This is a genomic window from Lederbergia citrea (genome assembly GCF_018343525.1).
Taxonomy (GTDB): Bacteria; Bacillota; Bacilli; order Bacillales; family Bacillaceae_C; genus Lederbergia; species Lederbergia citrea.
The window spans coordinates 908,207-928,302 of sequence record NZ_JAGYPH010000001.1; the positions used below are offsets into that span (position 1 = coordinate 908,207).

The window sequence follows — 20,096 nt, forward strand, 5'->3', positions numbered from 1 at the left end:
GAATCGAGCGGCTGAAGTGATTAGTCGCTCTTTCAGCTGACTATTAAACTATGCTATAATATGGAAAAACAGATAAACAAAAACAAACAAAGGTCAGGGGAGTTTTCGATGCTTGTAGCGGAAAGACATCAAAAAATAATCGAGCTTGTCAATGAACGGTCGAGCATCCGTGTTACGGAGTTGAGTAATATTTTCTCGGTGACGGAAGAAACAATTCGGAGAGATCTTGAAAAACTAGAAAAAGAACAGAAGCTTCAGCGCAGTCATGGCGGAGCAGTAAGCGTGCGAGAACAAGATTCTGAAATTCATTTTTCCGAGCGAGTTATCACGAATGTATTAGAGAAAAAGGCGATTGCCGTTGAAGCTGCAAAGCAGGTGAAAAGTGGTGATAGAATCATTTTGGATGCAAGTACGACTGCCTGGTACATGGCCAAAGAACTGCCCAATCTTCCGCTTACTGTAATAACAAATTCGATTAAAGTGGTCATGGAACTAAGTAAAAAAGAAAAAATCGAAATTATCTCCATGGGGGGAAGACTTTCACCGAGATCATTATCATACGTGGGACCTCTTGCGGAACAATCGATTAATATGTATCACGTGAATAAAGTGTTTTTATCATGCAAAGGTCTTGATTTCAATGATGGGCTAAGTGATTCGAATGAACTTCAGGCGATGCTGAAAAAGCGAATGATCGAACGATCTGACCAAGTTTATTTAATGGTAGATTCAAGCAAAATCGGTAAACGTGCATTTTCACAAATATCACCGCTTTCCGAAGTGGACTTTGTCATAACGGACAAAAAATTAGACCATGCCTCCTGCCAATTATTTAAAGAAAGAAATATCCCAATAGTCGTTGTCTAATTTGATATAGATAGTAATAAAGAAGGCGCACCATGTCATGATATGGGGCTCCTTCTTTTTTGCATTCTTTAACCTCCTATGTTTTATGCTTAGAATACAGGGTAAATGAGATTTGATAATGAGCAATTAATAAAAAACATATAAACAGGACATGTTGAAGGTAAAGAAAGTTTGGGAGGATTACAATGGCAATGAGTTCAAAACAACAAAAGCCAACATTTTGCGGCAGTGAATATGATGAACTACATAAAGTGATTTTATGTGAACCAGAGCATATGGCTATTCACGATGTGATTAATGAGACACAAAAGCATTTTAAACAGGAGAATATTGATTCGGAACGTGCATTGATAGAGCATAGAGAATTTACTGAAGCACTGCGGAACCACGGGGTTGATGTAATCTTGCTTACACCACTACAAAAGTATCCTGAACAGGTTTTTACCCGTGATATAGGTTTTACGATTGGGAGAACTTTATTTGTGGCTGAAATGGCGAGTGAAATAAGGCAAGGAGAAGAAAATGTGTTAAAGGAGAGACTTGAATCCCAAAAGGTTCCATTCCTTGATTTAACGAAAGGATCGATTGAGGGTGGCGATGTGATCGTTGACCGCAATACTATTTATGTTGGTATGAGCAGTAGGACGAACGAACAAGCAGTGAACCAATTAAAAAAGGTTTTGCCTACATATACGATCGAGACCATTCCTTTTGATGAAAAATATTTACATTTAGATTGTGTCTTTAATATTTTATCTCCAGAAGAAGCTTTGTTTTTCCCCAATGCCTTCGATAAAGAAACAATCGATATGCTGGAATCGCGCTTTAATTTAATTGAAGTGACGGAAGAAGAACAATTTACTCTTGGGACGAATGTACTTTCAATCGGAAATAAAAAAGTATTTAGTTTACCGGTAAATAGGCAAGTAAACAGTCAGTTAAAAGCTCGAGGATATAACGTCATTGAAATAGATTTTTCCGAAATTATAAAATCAGGCGGATCTTTTCGCTGTTGTACATTGCCGGTCTTAAGAGGCAATAAATGAGAGGCATACGATGAATCCTATTCCTGATCATATCAAAGACAATCTAAATGTTTTGTTCGTAGGTTTTAATCCAAGTATTCGATCGAGCAAAACAGGTCACCACTTTGCCAATCCCACTAATCGATTTTGGTCGATTTTGTATAAAGCTGGAATTACAGAGAGAAAATATGAACCAACAGAAGATTACAAACTGCTTGATATTGGATACGGGCTGACAAATATTGTTGCTAGACCTACAAGGAATGCCCAAGAAATTGAACCTGAGGAATATCGTGCAGGAAAGCTGCAATTAATAGAAAAAATATCCTTATATAAGCCAAAGATTGTTTGTTTTGTGGGAAAAGGAGTGTACCAGGAATACAGTGGCAAAAAGAATATTCCATGGGGAAAACAACTAAATTCTATTGTTCCTGATACGATAGACTTCGTTGCGCCTTCATCAAGCGGGCTCGTCCGAATGAAAATCGACGAGATAGCTGCTATTTATAGCGAGCTGCCAAAGTTGTTAAATGCTATCGAATAACTTAATGAAATTCAGCTTGTAGCTCCTTTGTTATGTTATGATGACAAAGGAGCTATATTTTTGTTTGTAAAAGAGGTTTTTAAAATGAAAAAGAAGTCCTTCGCTTTTTTGAAAAGTTCAGGTATTTCACCATACATATGGACAATCCTAACCATTTTACCATTCTATTTTATATTTCAATCTTCTTCTACAATAGAAATCGTGGTGGGGCTGGTACTTACAATCCTATTTTTTATTACATATCGTTTTGCTTTTATTTCCAAAAGATGGCCTGTCTACTTATGGACGGGGATCTTGATTGGTATCTCGATTACGATGACCATTCTATTTCACTTTATCTATTTTGCTTTTTATATTGCTTACTATAATGGAAATATCAAAAACCGGATTGCGTTTTTAACGTTATACATCATTCACTTAGTCTTCACGACGATATCAATTAATTATAATATTGTCATTAAAGATGAATTATTTATTTCGCAGTTGCCATTTGTCATCATTATTTGGATAAGTGTAATTCTGCTTCCATTCAATCTTTATAATCGTAAAAAGCAGGAGCAGCTCGAACAGCAGCTTGAATACGCAAACGATAGAATCGCAAATCTTGTTAAGCAAGAGGAGCGTCAGAGGATTGCCCGCGACTTACATGACACATTAGGACAGAAACTCTCACTCATTGGGCTAAAAAGTGACTTAGCAAGAAAATTAGTATACAAAGATCCAGAACAAGCACGCAATGAATTGAAAGACGTTCAGCAAACTGCAAGAACAGCATTGAATGAAGTAAGGAAAATGGTCTCGGAAATGCGCGGAATTCGTTTAAAAGAAGAGATCGTTCGAGTTAAGCAAATACTTAAAGCTGCACAAATTGATTTCGCAGTGGAACATGATTTACCGTTGACAAATGTCTCCCTCTATTTGGAGAATATTTTAAGCATGTGTCTGAAAGAAGCGGTAACAAATGTTGTCAAACATAGTCAAGCTTCTTTATGTGAAATCAAAATCGAGCAGTCGATGAGTGAAATAACCATAATTGTCAAAGACAATGGAATCGGTATAACAGAAGGTCATGACATATTAAACGGAAGTGGATTACTGGGAATAAAAGAACGTCTGGAATTTGTAAATGGCAGTCTTGATATTGTTTCAAATAATGGATCCACAATTATTATGAAACTGCCCAGTATCATTAAGCCAAACGCATAAGGAGGAGCATATACGTGATTCGAATTGTCATCGCAGAAGATCAGAGAATGATGTTGGGTGCATTAGGCTCACTACTCAATTTGGAAGAGGATATGGAAGTGGTTGGAAAAGCCAGCAATGGGGAAGAGGCGATTTCTCTTGTTAAACAATTCCAACCAGATATTTGCATCATGGACATTGAAATGCCGGAAAAAACAGGGCTTGAGGCAGCGGAGGAAATAAAAGGGTTGGATTGTAAAGTGATAATTTTAACTACCTTCGCACGTTCCGGTTATTTCCAACGTGCAATAAAAGCTGGTGTAAAAGGGTATTTATTGAAGGACAGCCCAAGCGAAGAACTGGCGAGCTCTATACGCAGTGTGATGGAAGGAAGGCGCCTGTATGCACCAGAACTGATGGATGATGTTTATAGTGAAGAAAATCCGCTTACTGATAGGGAAAAGGCAGTATTGGAACTCGTGGCTGATGGGAAAAACACAAAAGAAATTGCGGATCAATTAAGCATAAAAACTGGGACTGTTCGAAACTATATCTCACAAATTCTCGATAAGCTTGAGGTTACAAACCGGATTGAAGCAATCACTCAGTCTAGAAAAAAGGGCTGGTTTAAATAGGAGTAACCTAGGTCGAAAACTAGTTGAACTTTATCGACCTAGGTTCCAATTGACCATTATCCTGGTCCTAACTGTCAACTATTTGATTTTTCATCTTTCCAATTTCTTGATTTATCACAAAAGCAAGATCATCGTTGCCAAATAATAATAAAACACCAAGCAATGTTTCGGTAGAAATGTCTCCAGCCTCATCTTTGGGGACAGTTAGTTCAATGGCTTCTTTCAAAGCGAGGTTTTTTTCTTGATTTGGATAAGCCTGTAAATATAATTCCTCTGGGTTTAGATCATGATTTACACACCATTGGGCAAAAACAAGAATCATCATCTTTTCATCATTTTGATAGTTTTGTATGATTCTTTCTTCCAAGTCATTATGTTTCATTTAAAAATCTCCTTTAAGAACTGATGGACTAATTATAGTATATACCTGATTAGTTTACTCATTTTAGTACTTTTTTAAGAATGAAACTGCACTTAAATGGGAAAAGATAATAATTAGCAATATTAGAGAGGAGAATAGTCCATGGAAAAAATTGAAGTAGGCGAAATTTTTACGATCATCGATGAGAATGATCAGGAAAATGAAGTTGAAATAATCGGGACAGTTGAGCTCGAGGGAACGGAATACGCAGCGGTTAGCTTTGTTGAAGACATCCAGCAAGAAAACGATGAAGAAATGGATGTATTCTTTTTAAAGGTAGATCAAGATGGCGATTTTGCAGCAATTGACAGTGACGAGGAATTTGATAAAGTGCTGGCTGCGTTTGATGAAATGATGGATGAGGAAGAGTAATGAAAAGAGAGGATAAAACTGCCTCTCTTTTTTATATTTTCTCAAGTAAAATAAAGTAATTATGGGACAATTGTGGAAGAGTAGATTTATTATAAAAGTAATTTTTTGGGCTCTTTGTACATAGTGAGTAGAAAAGAGGTAGTAAGATGAAAGCTCTTATCTTTGAATCGTTTGGTGGACCCGAAGTATTGCAATATAAAGAGATATCTGACCCTATGATTAAAGAAGATGAAATATTGGTGAGAATGAAGGCTATTGGTTTGAACTTCGCTGATGTATACAGAAGGAAGGGAAATTATCATTTAGCTGGTGAACCACCTTACATATTGGGCTATGAAGGTTCAGGAATTATCGAAAAAATAGCTACCGGGATTACCGAATATAAGGTTGGGGATCGTATTGCATTTGCAGATGTGCCGTTTGCCAATGCTGATTTGGTCTCCGTTCCTAAGGAAAAAGCCATTTTGTTACCAGATAACATTTCCCATGAAACTGCTTCTGCTGTTTTACTGCAAGGATTAACAGCGCACTATTTAACAAAAGATAGTTATAAAATAAAAGCAGGGAACTCTATGCTTGTCCACGCAGCAGCTGGTGGAGTTGGTCAATTACTTATCCAGATTGGTAAACTACTCGGCGCTCAAGTAATTGGTCTCACATCTTCAGAATCAAAGGCTAAAGCTGCTTATTCAGCTGGAGCGGACTATGTCTTCCTATATGGAAAACAATGGAGTAAAAAAGTAAAAGAAATAACAGAAGGTCGAGGAGTCGACGTCGTTTATGATTCAGTTGGCTCTACATTAGCTGATAGTTTTGAAGTCACAAAAATCGGTGGGGCGGTTGTGTTTTATGGAATGGCAGGTGGAGATCCATCTCCAGTCAATCCAAGAATGCTTATGGACACGTCTAAAACTCTTACTGGAGGAGACCTTTGGAATGTATTGACTTCCTCCGCGGAAAGAACAACACGCTCTCATCAATTGTTTAACTGGATTGCTGAAGGTAAAATAAAAGTGAAAAAACCAACTGTTTTCTCTTTAAAGGATGGCTCCGAAGCACACAGATTACTGGAAAGCCGAAAAAGCATAGGAAAAATTTTATTAATACCATAACAAGCTTATAAGTATATGCATACAAAAAGATGTGCCATTAAATTTGATTAATGCACATCTTTTTTAGAGAAATAAAACTCATTTGTTCGAATAGTTTTATTTGCTACAGGGATTAAAATTAAAAGAGCTTAATAGATAATATCTTATGCGTGTTTTTTTATTCAAAAAAAACTCATTGTGTAAAATCTTGTAGAAACTGGGGCCTCAAAACTATTTTATAATTACTGCTCTTGTCTTTTTCGCTTTTCAGCTAAAAGTTTTTGGAATTCCATCTCTAGTTCATCAGAAGGTTCGATACTAAGACGACTTAGCACTTCGGATATTTTAGTTTCCAACAAGAGTATCTCGTCTTCTTTCGTATCTCGTTTTTTTTGAGGTACATAATGTTTATATTCATCAAATGTCCCTTCAAACATATGAATTTCTTGATTAACGATTGAGAGAATTCGGCTAGCAATCGTTTGAATAAAGCGGCGATCATGTGAAACGAGTAAGACTGTTCCTTCATAGTCTTGAAGAAGAGATTCGAATGCTTCAACAGCGTCAATATCAAGGAAATTAGTCGGTTCATCTAATATGAGCGTGTTAATATTACTAACAAATAACTTTGCAAATGCGACTTTCACACGTTCGCCGCCACTTAAAACCTCTATTTTTTTATAAACATCCTCTCTAAAGAAATGCAATCTCGCGAGAACCGTACGAATAAAGGTTTCATCCTGATGAGACGTCGAGTGAACATTTTCGAGAATGGAATCATTTACGTTCAACACATCTAAGTTCTGGCTAAAATACCCGATTTTCATTGAAGGGGATTTGGTAACACCATTTTCTCCATTAATAATTTTTTTCAAAAGGGTGGTTTTTCCGCTTCCATTTTCCCCTATAATGGCCACTTTATCTCCACCTCTTACATCAAAGCTGGTGAGGTTCCAAAGAATTCGTTCGCCAATTAATCCCGATACATCTTTGAAACGTAAAACAACTCGACCTTTGAATGTTTCTTCATTCGGCAAATCCATCTTTATTGATGGCATTTCCTTTAATTTTTGAACTTCATCCAGTTTTTCCAACCTTGTTTCAATGGCTTTTGCAGTTTTTCGAAGTTTCTTTTGTTTATTCGCAAAATAAGGTTTGGCACCTTTTAATCTAGCTTCAGATGGGCTTATTTTTTTCGGTAATTTCATTGCTCGTTCAGCCTTTTGCTCCTTTAGAACAAGTGCTTCTTCAAGCTGCTTTTTCTTTTTTTCGAACTGCTCATAAGCATTTTCATGTTGCCGCCGCTCCAATTCTTTTTGCGCGACATATTCTGAATAATTGCCCTTATACTCCTTCACTTTTCCTTCATTTAGTTCCCAAATGATTGTACAAAGTGAGTCTAGAAATGCTCGGTCATGGGAAACAATTACGATAGCGCCTTGCCATCTTTTTAACTGTTTTTCAAGTTTTTCTATGTGCTTCGTGTCAAGGTTGGTCGTCGGTTCATCCGCTAGTAAAATACCAGGCTTTTTCGAAAGTACATGATTTATATAATCTTGTGTAACCTCACCACCACTTTTTGTCGTATTCGTATTTTTTAGTTGAGGCAAAAGTTCACAACGAGCCTGAGCAGAGACTGTTCCACTTTCAGGTGTTTTCTTATTAGCTAAAATTTCTAATAAGGTGGTTTTTCCACTGCCATTTCGCCCCACTAAGCCGATTCGATCGCGTTTTTGAATATATAAGTGTTCCGTATCGATTAATAATCGATCCTTTATATAATATTTAAGGTTTTTCGCTTCCAATAAAATCATTCAATCATCTCCAGTTCAACGTGTTTGGAGACAAAAAATGCCTCCTATTCATATTCAGAATAGGAGGCATAGGTGCACAACAAAAAGAGACTTCGCCCTTTTTACCCAACCATATGTAACCATCCTATTCTGAGAATATTCGTTTGATGGCATGTTGAATTAGAACAGATCATTGAATCTGCTAAACAATATACCTTCACTCGAATGTTTTCAAAAAATAGGATTAGTTCCACATGTAATAGGGTCACCCTTCCGTTTTTAGTTAAAACAAATATAAACCATTCGAAATAATATGTCAATTGATGGATTTTTTAAGTTTATCGATTTTCATCCGTGCTAAAGAAATTTCTCGGGCGATAGATCTTTTCGGAAGTAAAATCGTTGCTTGATCGAAGTGAAGCTTATTTTAGGCATCACCAAATAAATGTACAGGTACATTTATTTGAAAAAGGTTGGTGTGTTCGGATGAGGGTGTTGATTTCCGTTCTGGCTGGACGCTTTCCGCGGGGCGTGTCTTGAGCCGCTTCGTCGCTTCGCTCCTGCAGGGTCTCAAGCCGCACGCTCATCCCGCAGGAGTCGCCAGCCGCCACTCCAATCAACGCGTTTCAAAATTGTACAGATCTTACCAGAATCACCAAAAACCTTTCTTATTCAATTTGTCCCTTCAAAGCGGGAGCACAAGTTGCTTAGGACCGCTCGTCTTTTCTATGTACTTAAAATGCTGAATGCACGCAGAATCCTTTTCCAATATTGCCTTCATTCCTGCTGAAAATCGGTATAAAAACATCCGAATTTCCTGCTTTTGAAGCCGCAACATTTCTTCAATTCTCCATCTTAAAATGTAGACCTTTAAAATGGATAATACATCATTCTTCTGTTTGACTTGTTTACTCGTTACCAGGACCATTGGGTCCTTGCCCTAGCCATAAACGACAATCATCATCATTTTCTCACCTTTAAGGGAAGGGATTTCAACCTGGATATGAGATACTTTTAAATCATAAACTTTCCCTTTGATTTCGGAATGAAAATTAATTTTCTCCTTCCTACGCAGGGATAAATCACGTACAGTTAACTTTTTATTTTGATAGAGTATGTAGCGGTTTTTCTTAAAACGAATAATAAAGTGATCACCCTGGTTAAGAATCTTTTTCATGACAGCCACATTGTCGTATTCCCGGTCCATAACGAACGTTGCCTTCTTATCAAGCCAAGACATTACGAATATGTCTTAATCATTTGTACGTTTCCTCATTGGGACTCACGAAATTTTCTTCACTCGAGGAGTACAGGTGAGAATAGAGAGGGGGTGGATGTTTTAATTTCTCCGAAATCCTGGGGAAGTGAGGTATTATTTTTCATGAGAAAGTCTCCTTTTTTGTGTTATTGTTTTGTTTTCGTCGATAAAATGTTAACACACTTTTGGAGGCTTTTTCTTTTTGGCTCTGTTAAACTTGAATATTGATTTTAGCAGGTTCCGTTGATTGTAGCGGAAGGCGGCGACTCCTGCGGGATCAGCGGTTCACGTGAGATCCCGCAGGAGCGAAGCGACGAGGAAGCTCACGGGCCGCCCCGCGGAAAGCGCCCGCCTGGAGCGAAAATCAACAATATTCTATAATATAGCCTCCCTTTTAAAAAGCTTAAAATCCAAAAACACAATTTTTCATTGGTTTTTTTGGATTTTCATATAAAGGTCAACCTTTATTTTAGGGTAAACTTAAAATGGTTTTAGACGTGAATAAAGACAGATTGGGTAGGTCGTATAATATTAAAATTTTATTAAAAAAATAAACATCCTGCTGAATGGTTAATTTTACTGTTTCTAAATCGTCTAAATAATTATAATAATATATTGAATTTATTATAAAAAAATAGTAATATTATTTTCAGCGATATATTGCATACAAATTTTCATTTGATATAGTTTTTACATCTTAGGGGGAACAGATATTATGCAAAATAAACTTTCATTTTCATCATATTTCGTAATTGGAGTTATGTTGTTTGCCTTATTTTTCGGAGCGGGGAATTTAATATTTCCAGCAACTCTTGGTCAAAATGCAGGAACGAATATTTGGCCAGCAGTGATAGGGTTTTTAATTACAGGAATTGGGCTGCCGTTTCTTGGAATTTTAGCGATGGGTTTTTCCGGCAGCCGTAACTTGCAGGAGCTAGCAAGTCGCATCCATCCGACATATGCAGTCGTGTTCACTTCGCTTCTTTATTTAACCATTGGACCATTTTTTGCCACTCCACGTACCGGGGCTGTCGCTTATGATATAGGTATCGCTCCGTTTGTAGGAGAAAGATATGGACAAGCAGGCTTAATCATTTTTACATTGTTGTTTTTCATCATTACAATGTGGTTTTCATTGAATCCTGCTAAAATTGTCGATCGGGTTGGAAAGATTCTTTCACCAGGAATTATTATTCTTCTCGCTGTATTATTAGTGATGGTCATTGTCAAACCGATGGGTACGATCGAATCACCACAAGGAGATTATGTAAGTGGTGCCTTCATGAAAGGATTTACGGAAGGATATAACACGATGGATGCCCTCGCTTCGCTCGTATTCGGGATTATTGTTATCAATGCCATCCGTGCTATGGGTGTAACGTCTAAACGCGGAGTTCTATCTGCAACAGTAAAATCAGGACTTGTTGCGACTGCATTTCTCGGTATTATCTATGTCGGAATTGCTTATTTAGGAGCAACGAGTACAGAAGCATTCGGTATTTTCGAAAACGGTGGACCTGTCCTAAGTAGTGCATCCTCCTATTATTTCGGATCGCTCGGAACAATTATGCTCACAATTATTATTATACTTGCTTGTTTAACAACGAGTATCGGATTGATTACCGCTTGCGGTGAATACTTCCACACATTATTTCCTAAAGTGAGTTACAAAAAGTTTGTTGTATTCTTTTCATTATTATCATTCACTATTGCGAATTTTGGACTATCGAACATCATTATGTACTCGATTCCCGTACTAATGTTCCTTTATCCACTAGCAATTGTTTTAATGATCCTTACATTCTTATCTCCATTGTTTAAACATTCAAGTATTGTCTATATTGCGGCGACAGCAGTCACATTCATGATTAGTACAATAGATGGATTAAAAACGTTCTGTAAACTTTTTGAAATTGATTATTTCGGATGGATGGCACCGATTGTTTCATTTTACGAAAGGTCCTTACCGCTATATGGCGAAGGACTAGGGTGGCTATTGCCAGTATTAATTGTCATTGTAGTAACAGGGATCTTAAGTTATTTTCTAAAAACATCAACAGTTGAAGCTTAATAAAAGCGGGTTTCCTTGTAAAGAGAGGAAACCCGCTTTTGTGTAGACAAACTCGAGAAAAACGAGTTGTTTACAGTCTTTTTATTTTTAATTGGATAGGGCAGGTTTTCCGAAGCTTACCGCTCGCTTTCCGCGGGGCGAGCGCCGAGCCGCTTCGTCGCTACGCTCCTTTAGTGTCTCGGCTGTCTCGCAGATCCCGCAGGAGTCAAGCGGACGCTTCTCCAAACCAATACCGCTTATCATTGGTTTTTCGGTTTCATACAGAAGTGCCTCATTTCACTACCTTGGGGAAAAACTATGTGCATCGTTTTCAAGATACGGAGTTATTAGAAGCTTCGCAGACTCAAAAGAGCCGCATGGGCTTCGCTACTGCCAGTTACTCGAATTGAAGAATGCAAGTGAATAGGCTCTCCTTACTTCAGACTGTCAAAAAATAAAAAGATTGCAACACACTTAGTAGGTTAGAAAAAGTGTGTTGCAATACTTATGTTGATACGCATCCCTGCTGATTGGAGCGGAGGGCACTCGACTCCCGTGGGATCGAGAGGTCTAGGGAGACCCCGCAGGCGCCTAAGCGCCGCGGAGGCTCCCGGACCTCCCCGCGGAAAGCGAGTGCCCGGAGCGGAAATCAACAGGCCGGCTAGCAGAGACCATCATCAATGAAAAATTACCGAGAAATATACCATTTATCGACAATCTGAAGCGGGTTTCCTTGTACAGAAAGGAAACCCGCTTTTATCTTTATTTAGATTTAAGTGAACGGAACTCATCAATTGCTCGAAGCCAGTTTTCCCGCATAATGTTAGAAACGTTTGTGGCGTTACGTTCCTTCATTAATTTAATAATTAAATTATGCTCATCTATCGACTTTTCTGTTAAGATTATCGAGTTGTGGAAAAATAATCTTCGGACATGTGCCTGCAAGGACGCAAGAATCGACTGGATGTAGGCATTATTCGCCGTATCGACAATGATTTGGTGAAATTCTTCATCAATTTTCAGAGCGAAAAAATAATTCTTCGACCTAACTGCATCGGCAAATCGCTCATTTGTACTTTCTAATAACGAGAAAACATCATCCGTTAGATGAGGGATGGCAAGCTCAGCAGATAATGCCTGCAATGCTGCTAGTGGTGGAAGGAGTTCTGTTATCGATTCCTTTTCAATTTCCGTGACTTGGGTTGCTTTTCCCGGAAACATTTTTACAAAACCTTGCATCTCAAGAAGTTGCAATGATTCCCGGATAGGCGTCCTGCTAACACCTAATGCTTCAGCAAGTTCCGTATCGTTCAGTTTTTCACCGGGGAGTAATGTCCCATCTATAATCCATTGTTGGAGTTGATTGAATGCACTTTCTTTTGCTGATTTTCGTTTCGGTTTTGAATGATTAGTAGGTATAGGCATTTATTCATCACCCTGAGTTCATTTTCTATAAGTCTTTAACGTATAGTATACATGATAATTAACACCAATACTAAAAACAATATATTGCGCAAGCTAAAGGGCGATTTATAAGAGAATAAATCGAGAAGATTAAATACAAAAGTCTAACTTTTGAATAATATATATATGGAGGTAAATAAAATATGTCATTTGTTTCATAATGCTGAGCACTTAAAAACTTTGACCAATTTGTTTTTCAATATTAATATGTAAGATGATTGCTTTTGCAAGATAGTTATTTTAATATCAATATATACTTTTTTTCAAAATAACAAATTATAAGAGGCAGAATAAAAATGATGGACAAATTAAAGATCGTAAGTGATTTACAAAACATAGTTCCGGATGAATCCATAAAAATCTCGGAACCTTTGTCAAAACATACATTTATTAAAACTGGAGGAATTGGTGATGTTTTTATAAATCCTTCAGAAGTCAATCAACTATGCGAAATTGTTCGATATGCATTTGTTAACGAAATTCCGTTAACTGTATTGGGTAAAGGCACGAATGTAATAATAAGAGACTCTGGAATACGCGGGATTGTCGTGAGTCTAGAGAAGTTTAATGAAATCTCTGTTAAGGGTAATGAAATTAGGGTTGGTAGTGGAGCAAATATCATTGAAGTATCAAGGGTCGCCTTACAACATCAATTGTCTGGCTTGGAGTTCGCTTGCGGAATACCTGGAACAGTTGGCGGGGCACTGATCATGAACGCTGGCGCTTACGGTGGAGAAATATCGAACGTACTGACGAGTGCGAAAGTTATTACCCAATCGGGAGAATTTCTTACACTGTCAGAAAAGGAATTCCAATTTGGATATAGAAGCAGTGTGTTTGCAAAAGAAAAATTCATCATTGTAGAAGCATTGTTTTTGCTGGAAAAAGGAGATCCAACTTTAATAAAAGGGAAAATGGATGAGAACACCTTCCTTCGAGAATCGAAGCAGCCATTAGAATATCCATCTTGCGGTAGTGTATTTAAACGACCACCTAATAACTTTGCGGGCAAACTTATTCAAGATAGCGGCCTTCAGGGAGTAAGAATAGGTGGTGCGGAAGTGTCTACTAAACATGCTGGGTTTATTGTTAATTTAGGTAATGCAACATCAACAGATTATCTGCAATTAATCCGGCACATCCAAGAAACCGTTAAGGAAAAGTTCGGTGTCGACTTGGAGACAGAAGTGAAAATTATCGGAGATGAATAAAACAGAGTAGCAGTTTGTCTAATAAATGGGCAAACTGCTTTTCTTGTTTGGGTCAACTCCTCCAAAATAGTCCTACCGCCTTTTATTTTTTCATTTACACTCAAAAATTATCATAATAATGATAAAATAAGCTTCATTAGTCATTATTAAATATATAGAGGGGGACACTAAATTGGATCAAAAGTTTAATAAGCCGAAAGGGTTTGGGGAAATACTCGATCACACATTTAGCTTAAGTAAAAATCGTTTTAAGGACTTTTTTATGATTTTACTGATTTTTATGGGACCGGTTTACTTAGTTCAAGCGATTATCCAGCTGCTTTCAGGTACAAGTTTTGTTAGAGAGGTGGGCAGTGGGAATGGTTGGCTTGAGCAAATTGTATCTGGTTTTAATGACACCGCAACATTAGATACTGGCAGCTTGGGGGCTGACTTAGGGTTGATCCTGGTTGGTTTTTGTAGTGTCATTTTGTTTCCAGTTGCAGAAGCTGCTGTATTATTTGCTGTAAACCATATTAGGAAAAACGAAGAATATACGATTGGCTCAGTCATTAAACAAGCCTTTTCACGTTTTTGGCCGATACTCGGCAGCAGCATTTTGTTTGGACTGATCGTATTCGGTCTAATTATTGGACCAATCATCATTGTTACTCTTGTAGGAATATTTGGATCCCTGGCAAATCCGATTTTGGGCATAGGTTTTGCTATATTACTATTCTTGGGCTTTGCTGTTGGAATAGGGTACTTGTTAACTCGTTGGAGCTTTTATTTTGGCTCGGTTGTGTTCGAGGAAGAATTTCCTGGACTCTCAAGAAGTTGGAAGCTTACACGAAATCGAACATGGATTTTGATGGGTCTATATATTGTGTTCTTTTTAATCGTTAGCTGTATAAGTTTTGCCATGGAAGTAACTTTTGGCTTGATATTAGGAAACAGCGTTCTCCTACAAATAATTGTGAATGTCGCAACTATCTTTACAACATTGATTTTTTCTGTAGGCTACGCCATTATGTTCTTTGATTCAAAGGTGAGACATGATGCAGATGATTTAAAAGAAATGATTGAAGACTATAACAGTACTCAATCGCCAAGGTGATCAACCATGTTAAATGCAAACAAATCAAAGGATGAGCTTCAGGATATTTTAAAAGGTAAAGAATATCAGATTTATTACGATGATCACAGAAGTATAATCTTGATTTGGTGGGAAAAAGCGAAAGAATGGTTAGGAGAGCAGCTTGCAAAATTATTTCCTTCTATCGAAACGGCAAGCGGAGCTGCGGCACCGATTTTAATTACACTTATTATAGTAGTTATTGCACTGTTAGGGTGGATTATGTTTTTGCTTATTCGTATTCGTAAACGAAATCGGATGATGCGCGTCCAAAAGCCATTGCATTCAATGAAAGAAATGAATTGGTCCTCTCAAAAACATCTTTCCGAAGCCGATAGACAGGAAGCATTAGGAGAGTATACGCTATCAACCCGCCATATGTTTTTAGCCTTGCTTTTTTACTTCCATGAAAAAGAATGGCTCGAGGCAAGAATTTGGAAAACGAATTGGGACTACTATGATGAGTTGCGAAAAGTAAATCAACTTTGGGCCGACCAATTTTATCATCTAGCTTATTTTTTTGATGAGGCTACCTACGGTGAGCATACGGTTGAAAAAGAACAATACATACAGTTTCGAAGCGAAGCAAATAAGTTGTTAGGAGAAACGGACAAATTACTAGATAGGTAGGAGAAGGGAGGAGAAGGCAACTTGCAAAACCCATTGGTAAATAGACGAGCTTGGATTGGAATCACAACCTTGCTTATTTTATTTATGGTCATTAGTTATTTTTCAGCTTCACAGGCGCCAAAACAGTTTCCGAAATATGTTTCTGATTCTCCTTCTCCTACAGGCGTGAAGGCACTTTTCACTTTTTTAAAAAATGAAAAAGACATGGTTAAAAGGTGGCCGCAATCTCCAACGCTATTGCCAAACGGTGAAAGTAATCAAACACTCGTTATGATTGAACCTTTTTTTATTCCTGATAGTGAAGAAATGAATGCCTATAAAGATTTTATTAAAGCTGGAAATACGATTATATTATTCAAAGAAAATCCTATCGGTATGTTTGATTTAAAGACAACGCACGGAGAAATAGATTCTCCCATTGATGAAGATCCGAATGTTTATAATCAAGAGGGGAATCGTTTTCATGCAGAAGTAAATTCATCAGTGCGTCTCCAAACAAATAAACAGGATGAAATTCTACTGTATGACGAGGCCGGTACAATCGCGCTAAAACGGTCTTATGATAAAGGAAGTTTAATTGTTACTAATTCTCCTGAGTGGATGACAAACGGAAAATTATTAAACAATGACCATCTACCTCTCGTGTTGTCACTATTTAATGAAGAGAATGTGAGTAATCTTTTGTTTGATGAATATACACATGGAGGACAAAATGCAGCAACAATCGTTACGTTATATCCGAAGTGGTTTTTATTTTTGCTGCTCCAAGGAATCCTGTTAACTCTTCTCTGGCTTTGGTACGCCGGAAAACGATTCGGGCCGATTTTTATTCCTAGGGAGGAAACGGTTCGATTTAGTGATGAGGGGATTAAAGCATTAGCTGCTTGGTACTTAAGGGGTCGCCGCTATCAAGATTCATTAGTTATACAAGCAGATTATGTCAAACTCCTTTTACAAGAGCGTTGGCACATTCCTTATAGTAAGGGATGGGAGGACCTTTCCGATCATTTAGAACGGAATTTGACCCAAATGCATAAATTTGAAATTCTTTCTTTTCTAAACGATTTGAGTAAGATATTAGAAAAAGAAAAAATAAGTAAACAGGAATACATAATATGGTCGAAAAAGCTAGATCGATTACAGAAAGAGGTAGAGGCAGAATGAAGACGGAATTAACGTCCTTATTGGAGAAATATGAACGACGCATTTTAGGTCAAAGCTTAAATCTCAAACTCCTATTATCTGCTATTTTAGCTGGAGGACATGTGTTGTTAGAGGGAGTCCCAGGAACTGGAAAAACACAGATGGTGAAAACACTCACTGGTCTTCTCGGTGGAAATTTTAATCGTATCCAATTTACACCCGATTTACTCCCAAGCGATATTACTGGCAGTACGATTTACAACATGAAGGATAGTACGTTTCAAACGTTAAAGGGACCTGTTTTTACTAATATTCTATTGGCCGATGAAATTAACCGAACACCTGCCAAAACACAAGCAGCACTACTAGAGGCGATGGAAGAAAAGCAAGTCACTATTCAAGGAGAAACATATCCACTGCCAGATGTGTTTTTTGTTGTCGCCACACAAAATCCGATTGAATTTGAAGGAACTTATCCATTGCCGGAAGCCCAACAAGATCGCTTCCTATTTAAACTTCATATTGATTTTCCTTCCTTTGAGGAAGAGAAAAATGTTTTAAAACAAGTGATTGAAAATAGCTATGATGCAAGTCTTGTTACTTCCGAACTTAATTTGAACACTTTTTTAGCGATAAAGAAGGAAATTGAGACAGTTACAATGGGAGAAAGTGTTTTAGACTATATTATGCAAATAATTAGAAAGACAAGGGAGTCGGAATCCATTCGCTTTGGAGCGAGTACGAGAGCAGGGATTTCAATTGGAAAAGCAGCTCAGGCATGGTCATACTTATCTGGTCGCGATTACGTTACTCCCGACGATATAAAAATGGTCGTCAAACCTGCCTTAAGACATCGAATTCAACTATCCCCACATGTAGAATTGGAGGGAGCAACCGTTGACCAAATCATTGAAGAGCTTGTGGGGGCGATTCCTGTTCCAAGATAAAGGAATTTTACCAACTAAACGATTACTGCTCGTTGTCCTCCTTTTTTCCCTTGGATGTTTAGTTGGCACTGCCTGGGGAATCTCATGGGGATTCATGATTACCATTAATATTGTCATTATCGTAGGAAGTCTAACTGATTTACTCTTTTCCCCAAATAAACATCAACTTTTCATTAAACGGACTTTTCCGGAAGAGATGGAAAGAGGGATGACATATACCGTGCCGATTGAGTTAAGAAATACATCCCAGCATACTTTTTCCTATCGGATGATAGATGGGATTCCCCAGTCATTTGAAAGACCCTTCCCTTTAAAAGGGATATTACAAAAGGAATCAATCATAGAGATATTTTATGATACTCATGCATCTGTAAGAGGAAAATATCAGATTAAGAAGCTTTATTTTCGCTACACAAGTCTTTTCGGACTTTGGGAAAAGCAAGTCTCTTTTCTTTTAGAGGACGCTGTCAAAGTAATCCCCGACTTAACAGAAACGAAGCGATATTTAGAGAACGCGCAAAGGTATTTATTATATGAAGGTGACCGGATTCGGAAGCACCGTACAGGTATAGGCGACTTTTCACAAATAAGAAACTATGTCGTAGGGGATGATCCCCGAAAAATCAATTGGCGTCAAACAGCTAAGCTACAAGAAGTGATGACGAATGAATACGAACCAGAGCATGGGAAGTATATTACAATTTTAATTGATTGCGGACGAATGATGGGAGCTGAGCTCTCAAAAGGGAATCGGCTAGAGAAGTCCTTAGAGGCAGCGTTAACGGTTTCTGCAGCGGCTCTGCAAAAAGGGGATTATGTTTCCATCCTTGCTTTCTCAAAGGAGGTAAAAGTCTTTATCCCTCCAGCGAAAGGAATGGCACACTTACAGACGATTCTACAATCAATCTATCATCTCAAAGTGGATGCAGCAGAGTCTAATTATGCGGCTATTCTCTCATTTTTAGAAACAATGCAAAAGAAACGAAGCCTGCTTTTATTTTTCAGTGATGTAGGAACATTTCTCCATGAGGAGAGCGCACTTACGTATTTAATGAGACTAAGGAGACGGCATTTGTTTATAATGATTGGAATTGAAGATGTGACTCTCTTAAAGAGAACGAAAGAGGAACCTGTTACTGTCCAAAAAGCAATGGTGAAAAGTATCGCCCAGCAACAAATGCTTCTTAAGAAACGAGAAAAAAGCAAATGGGAAAAACACGGCCTCCTAATGATAGAGGCCCGTGAGGAAAAATTGGCTACAGCAGCGGTTTCTTATTATATCGATATGATGAATCGAAATCTCCTATAGGTTGTTTTTTAGAAAGTAAGAGCTTTCCGCTAATTACATATAAAATTAAGCCAATGACAGTTATAAAAGCAACGGTATACTTTGCTTCCAAAGATATGGCAGCTGGTGTGATAAATCCTTCAATGATTCCAGCAATAACAAATAAAGGCATCGTTCCAAGTAATAGTTGTACTGAGCGTTTCGCTTGCTGCTTCAATTGATATAATCTTGAGAATTGCCCCGGAACAAAGAGCTTATAGCCCATTAATAAACCTGCTCCGCCTGCTATAAAAATAGCTGTAAGCTCAATCATTCCGTGAGGGACAATATAAGCCCAAAAATCATATGTTTTGCCGTGATGCCAAAACAGTGCAGCGAGTGCGCCAATAATAATACCATTATAAATTAATAAATAAACGGTTAGTAGTCCAAATGTGATACCACCAGCAAAGGCTAAAATAGCTACCTGGATATTATTCGTCATGATGCTTGCTGACATCGGAGAGGAGTCAACCGCTCCATCCGAGCTGCCAAGTTGTTCAGGATCCACCCCTTGAGCAATATGTGCGGGAAGTACGGAATAGACATGAAGCGGATCATTGAGAACTGAAAAAAAGCTTCCCAGCGCACCAACGGTAAAAAGAATCATCGCAATAAAGACAAATTTCCATTGTTCTAATAATAAGCCGATAAATTTAGTCGAGAAAAAGTAACGAATTTGTTTCATGCTTGATATTTGGTCTTTATACAATAAGTTATGTGCTTTCGAAACAAGGCCATTCAAGTAAATGGTTACTTCTTCATTTGGAAAATAAGTTTGGCTGTACGATAAATTCTGAGCAGCTTTTTGGTACAGTCGATGAAATTGATTTATATCGGTACCTGTAATGTTGTTTCTGTTTTTATGTAGGCTTGTTACTAAATGTTCGAGCTGTTTCCATTCTTCTCTATGTTGCTTTACAAATAGCTTTACATTCATTTTGACACCCTCTTGTTCTTTATTGGGGCAGTATATTTTATCTCCTCCTTATTATAGTAATTTATCAGATAAATAGAAA

20 protein-coding genes are annotated in these 20,096 nt (G+C 37.7%); 14 read left to right on the top strand and 6 right to left on the bottom strand.

The genetic code is table 11. The features are described from left to right. Window positions 1-108: 108 nt before the first annotated feature. The 5 genes from KHA88_RS04650 (at window position 109) to KHA88_RS04670 (ending at window position 4,256) form a co-directional block, all read left to right on the top strand. The gene (locus KHA88_RS04650; protein WP_213096931.1) at window positions 109-867 is read left to right on the top strand and encodes a DeoR/GlpR family DNA-binding transcription regulator; all 759 of its coding nucleotides are present in this window, start codon (window positions 109-111) and stop codon (window positions 865-867) included. A gap of 185 nt (window positions 868-1,052) precedes the next feature. Continuing rightward, on the top strand, window positions 1,053-1,913 hold the full coding sequence (locus KHA88_RS04655) for a dimethylarginine dimethylaminohydrolase family protein (protein WP_213096930.1): 861 nt from the start codon (window positions 1,053-1,055) through the stop codon (window positions 1,911-1,913). Window positions 1,914-1,923: 10 nt separating this feature from the next. Further along, on the top strand, window positions 1,924-2,436 hold the full coding sequence (gene mug, locus KHA88_RS04660; RefSeq protein WP_213096929.1) for a G/U mismatch-specific DNA glycosylase: 513 nt from the start codon (window positions 1,924-1,926) through the stop codon (window positions 2,434-2,436). A gap of 84 nt (window positions 2,437-2,520) precedes the next feature. After that, entirely contained in the window at window positions 2,521-3,642 is a 1,122-nt protein-coding gene (locus tag KHA88_RS04665) for a sensor histidine kinase (RefSeq protein ID WP_213096928.1), read from the top strand. A 14-nt stretch (window positions 3,643-3,656) separates the two neighbouring features. Then, window positions 3,657-4,256 carry a response regulator gene (locus KHA88_RS04670; protein ID WP_213096927.1) on the top strand — a complete coding sequence of 200 codons (600 nt, stop codon included), beginning with the start codon at window positions 3,657-3,659 and terminating at the stop codon, window positions 4,254-4,256. A 67-nt stretch (window positions 4,257-4,323) separates the two neighbouring features. Here KHA88_RS04670 and KHA88_RS04675 read toward each other — a convergent pair whose 3' ends face one another. Next, window positions 4,324-4,638, bottom strand: coding sequence for a hypothetical protein (locus tag KHA88_RS04675; protein WP_213096926.1), 315 nt, complete (start codon window positions 4,636-4,638; stop codon window positions 4,324-4,326). A gap of 141 nt (window positions 4,639-4,779) precedes the next feature. Here KHA88_RS04675 and KHA88_RS04680 point away from each other — a divergent pair, with 141 nt between their 5' ends. Further along, complete coding sequence (locus tag KHA88_RS04680) at window positions 4,780-5,049, top strand: DUF1292 domain-containing protein (protein ID WP_213096925.1); 270 nt, start codon at window positions 4,780-4,782, stop codon at window positions 5,047-5,049. A gap of 146 nt (window positions 5,050-5,195) precedes the next feature. Beyond that, entirely contained in the window at window positions 5,196-6,161 is a 966-nt protein-coding gene (locus KHA88_RS04685) for a quinone oxidoreductase family protein (RefSeq protein WP_213096924.1), read from the top strand. 221 nt (window positions 6,162-6,382) lie between these two features. Here the strand turns inward: KHA88_RS04685 and KHA88_RS04690 are convergent, their stop codons facing one another. From KHA88_RS04690 to KHA88_RS04700, 3 genes are all read right to left on the bottom strand, one after another. Then, window positions 6,383-7,954, bottom strand: coding sequence for a Vga family ABC-F type ribosomal protection protein (locus tag KHA88_RS04690; RefSeq protein WP_213096923.1), 1,572 nt, complete (start codon window positions 7,952-7,954; stop codon window positions 6,383-6,385). 664 nt (window positions 7,955-8,618) lie between these two features. Continuing rightward, a complete protein-coding gene (locus KHA88_RS04695; RefSeq protein WP_213096922.1) occupies window positions 8,619-8,861 on the bottom strand; it encodes a hypothetical protein in 243 nt (80 codons plus the stop codon). Window positions 8,862-8,873: 12 nt separating this feature from the next. Then, the gene (locus tag KHA88_RS04700) at window positions 8,874-9,173 is read right to left on the bottom strand and encodes a transposase (protein WP_213096921.1); all 300 of its coding nucleotides are present in this window, start codon (window positions 9,171-9,173) and stop codon (window positions 8,874-8,876) included. A gap of 733 nt (window positions 9,174-9,906) precedes the next feature. Between KHA88_RS04700 and brnQ the strand changes: the two genes are divergently transcribed. Continuing rightward, the gene (gene brnQ / locus KHA88_RS04705) at window positions 9,907-11,262 is read left to right on the top strand and encodes a branched-chain amino acid transport system II carrier protein (protein ID WP_213096920.1); all 1,356 of its coding nucleotides are present in this window, start codon (window positions 9,907-9,909) and stop codon (window positions 11,260-11,262) included. 741 nt (window positions 11,263-12,003) lie between these two features. On the opposite strand, the gene KHA88_RS04710 is transcribed toward brnQ, so the two are convergent. Beyond that, window positions 12,004-12,666 carry a GntR family transcriptional regulator gene (locus KHA88_RS04710; protein ID WP_213096919.1) on the bottom strand — a complete coding sequence of 221 codons (663 nt, stop codon included), beginning with the start codon at window positions 12,664-12,666 and terminating at the stop codon, window positions 12,004-12,006. Between the two features lie 338 nt (window positions 12,667-13,004). On the opposite strand from KHA88_RS04710, the gene murB reads away from it, so the two are divergent. From murB to KHA88_RS04740, 6 genes are all read left to right on the top strand, one after another. After that, entirely contained in the window at window positions 13,005-13,916 is a 912-nt protein-coding gene (gene murB, locus KHA88_RS04715) for a UDP-N-acetylmuramate dehydrogenase (protein ID WP_213097844.1), read from the top strand. Window positions 13,917-14,088: 172 nt separating this feature from the next. After that, a complete protein-coding gene (locus KHA88_RS04720) occupies window positions 14,089-15,012 on the top strand; it encodes a hypothetical protein (protein WP_213096918.1) in 924 nt (307 codons plus the stop codon). Window positions 15,013-15,018: 6 nt separating this feature from the next. Further along, complete coding sequence (locus KHA88_RS04725; protein WP_213096917.1) at window positions 15,019-15,660, top strand: DUF4129 domain-containing protein; 642 nt, start codon at window positions 15,019-15,021, stop codon at window positions 15,658-15,660. Between the two features lie 21 nt (window positions 15,661-15,681). Next, window positions 15,682-16,824 carry a DUF4350 domain-containing protein gene (locus KHA88_RS04730; RefSeq protein WP_249308282.1) on the top strand — a complete coding sequence of 381 codons (1,143 nt, stop codon included), beginning with the start codon at window positions 15,682-15,684 and terminating at the stop codon, window positions 16,822-16,824. After that, window positions 16,821-17,750, top strand: a complete 930-nt coding sequence (locus tag KHA88_RS04735; RefSeq protein ID WP_213096916.1) for an AAA family ATPase — start codon at window positions 16,821-16,823, stop codon at window positions 17,748-17,750. Before KHA88_RS04730 ends, KHA88_RS04735 begins: the two co-directional genes overlap by 4 nt. Continuing rightward, the gene (locus tag KHA88_RS04740) at window positions 17,701-19,059 is read left to right on the top strand and encodes a DUF58 domain-containing protein (protein ID WP_249305839.1); all 1,359 of its coding nucleotides are present in this window, start codon (window positions 17,701-17,703) and stop codon (window positions 19,057-19,059) included. The genes KHA88_RS04735 and KHA88_RS04740 overlap by 50 nt, the downstream gene beginning before the upstream one ends. Here the strand turns inward: KHA88_RS04740 and KHA88_RS04745 are convergent. Continuing rightward, entirely contained in the window at window positions 19,007-20,017 is a 1,011-nt protein-coding gene (locus tag KHA88_RS04745; RefSeq protein WP_213096915.1) for a stage II sporulation protein M, read from the bottom strand. The two genes, KHA88_RS04740 and KHA88_RS04745, sit on opposite strands and share 53 nt — an antisense overlap. Window positions 20,018-20,096 lie beyond the last annotated feature (79 nt).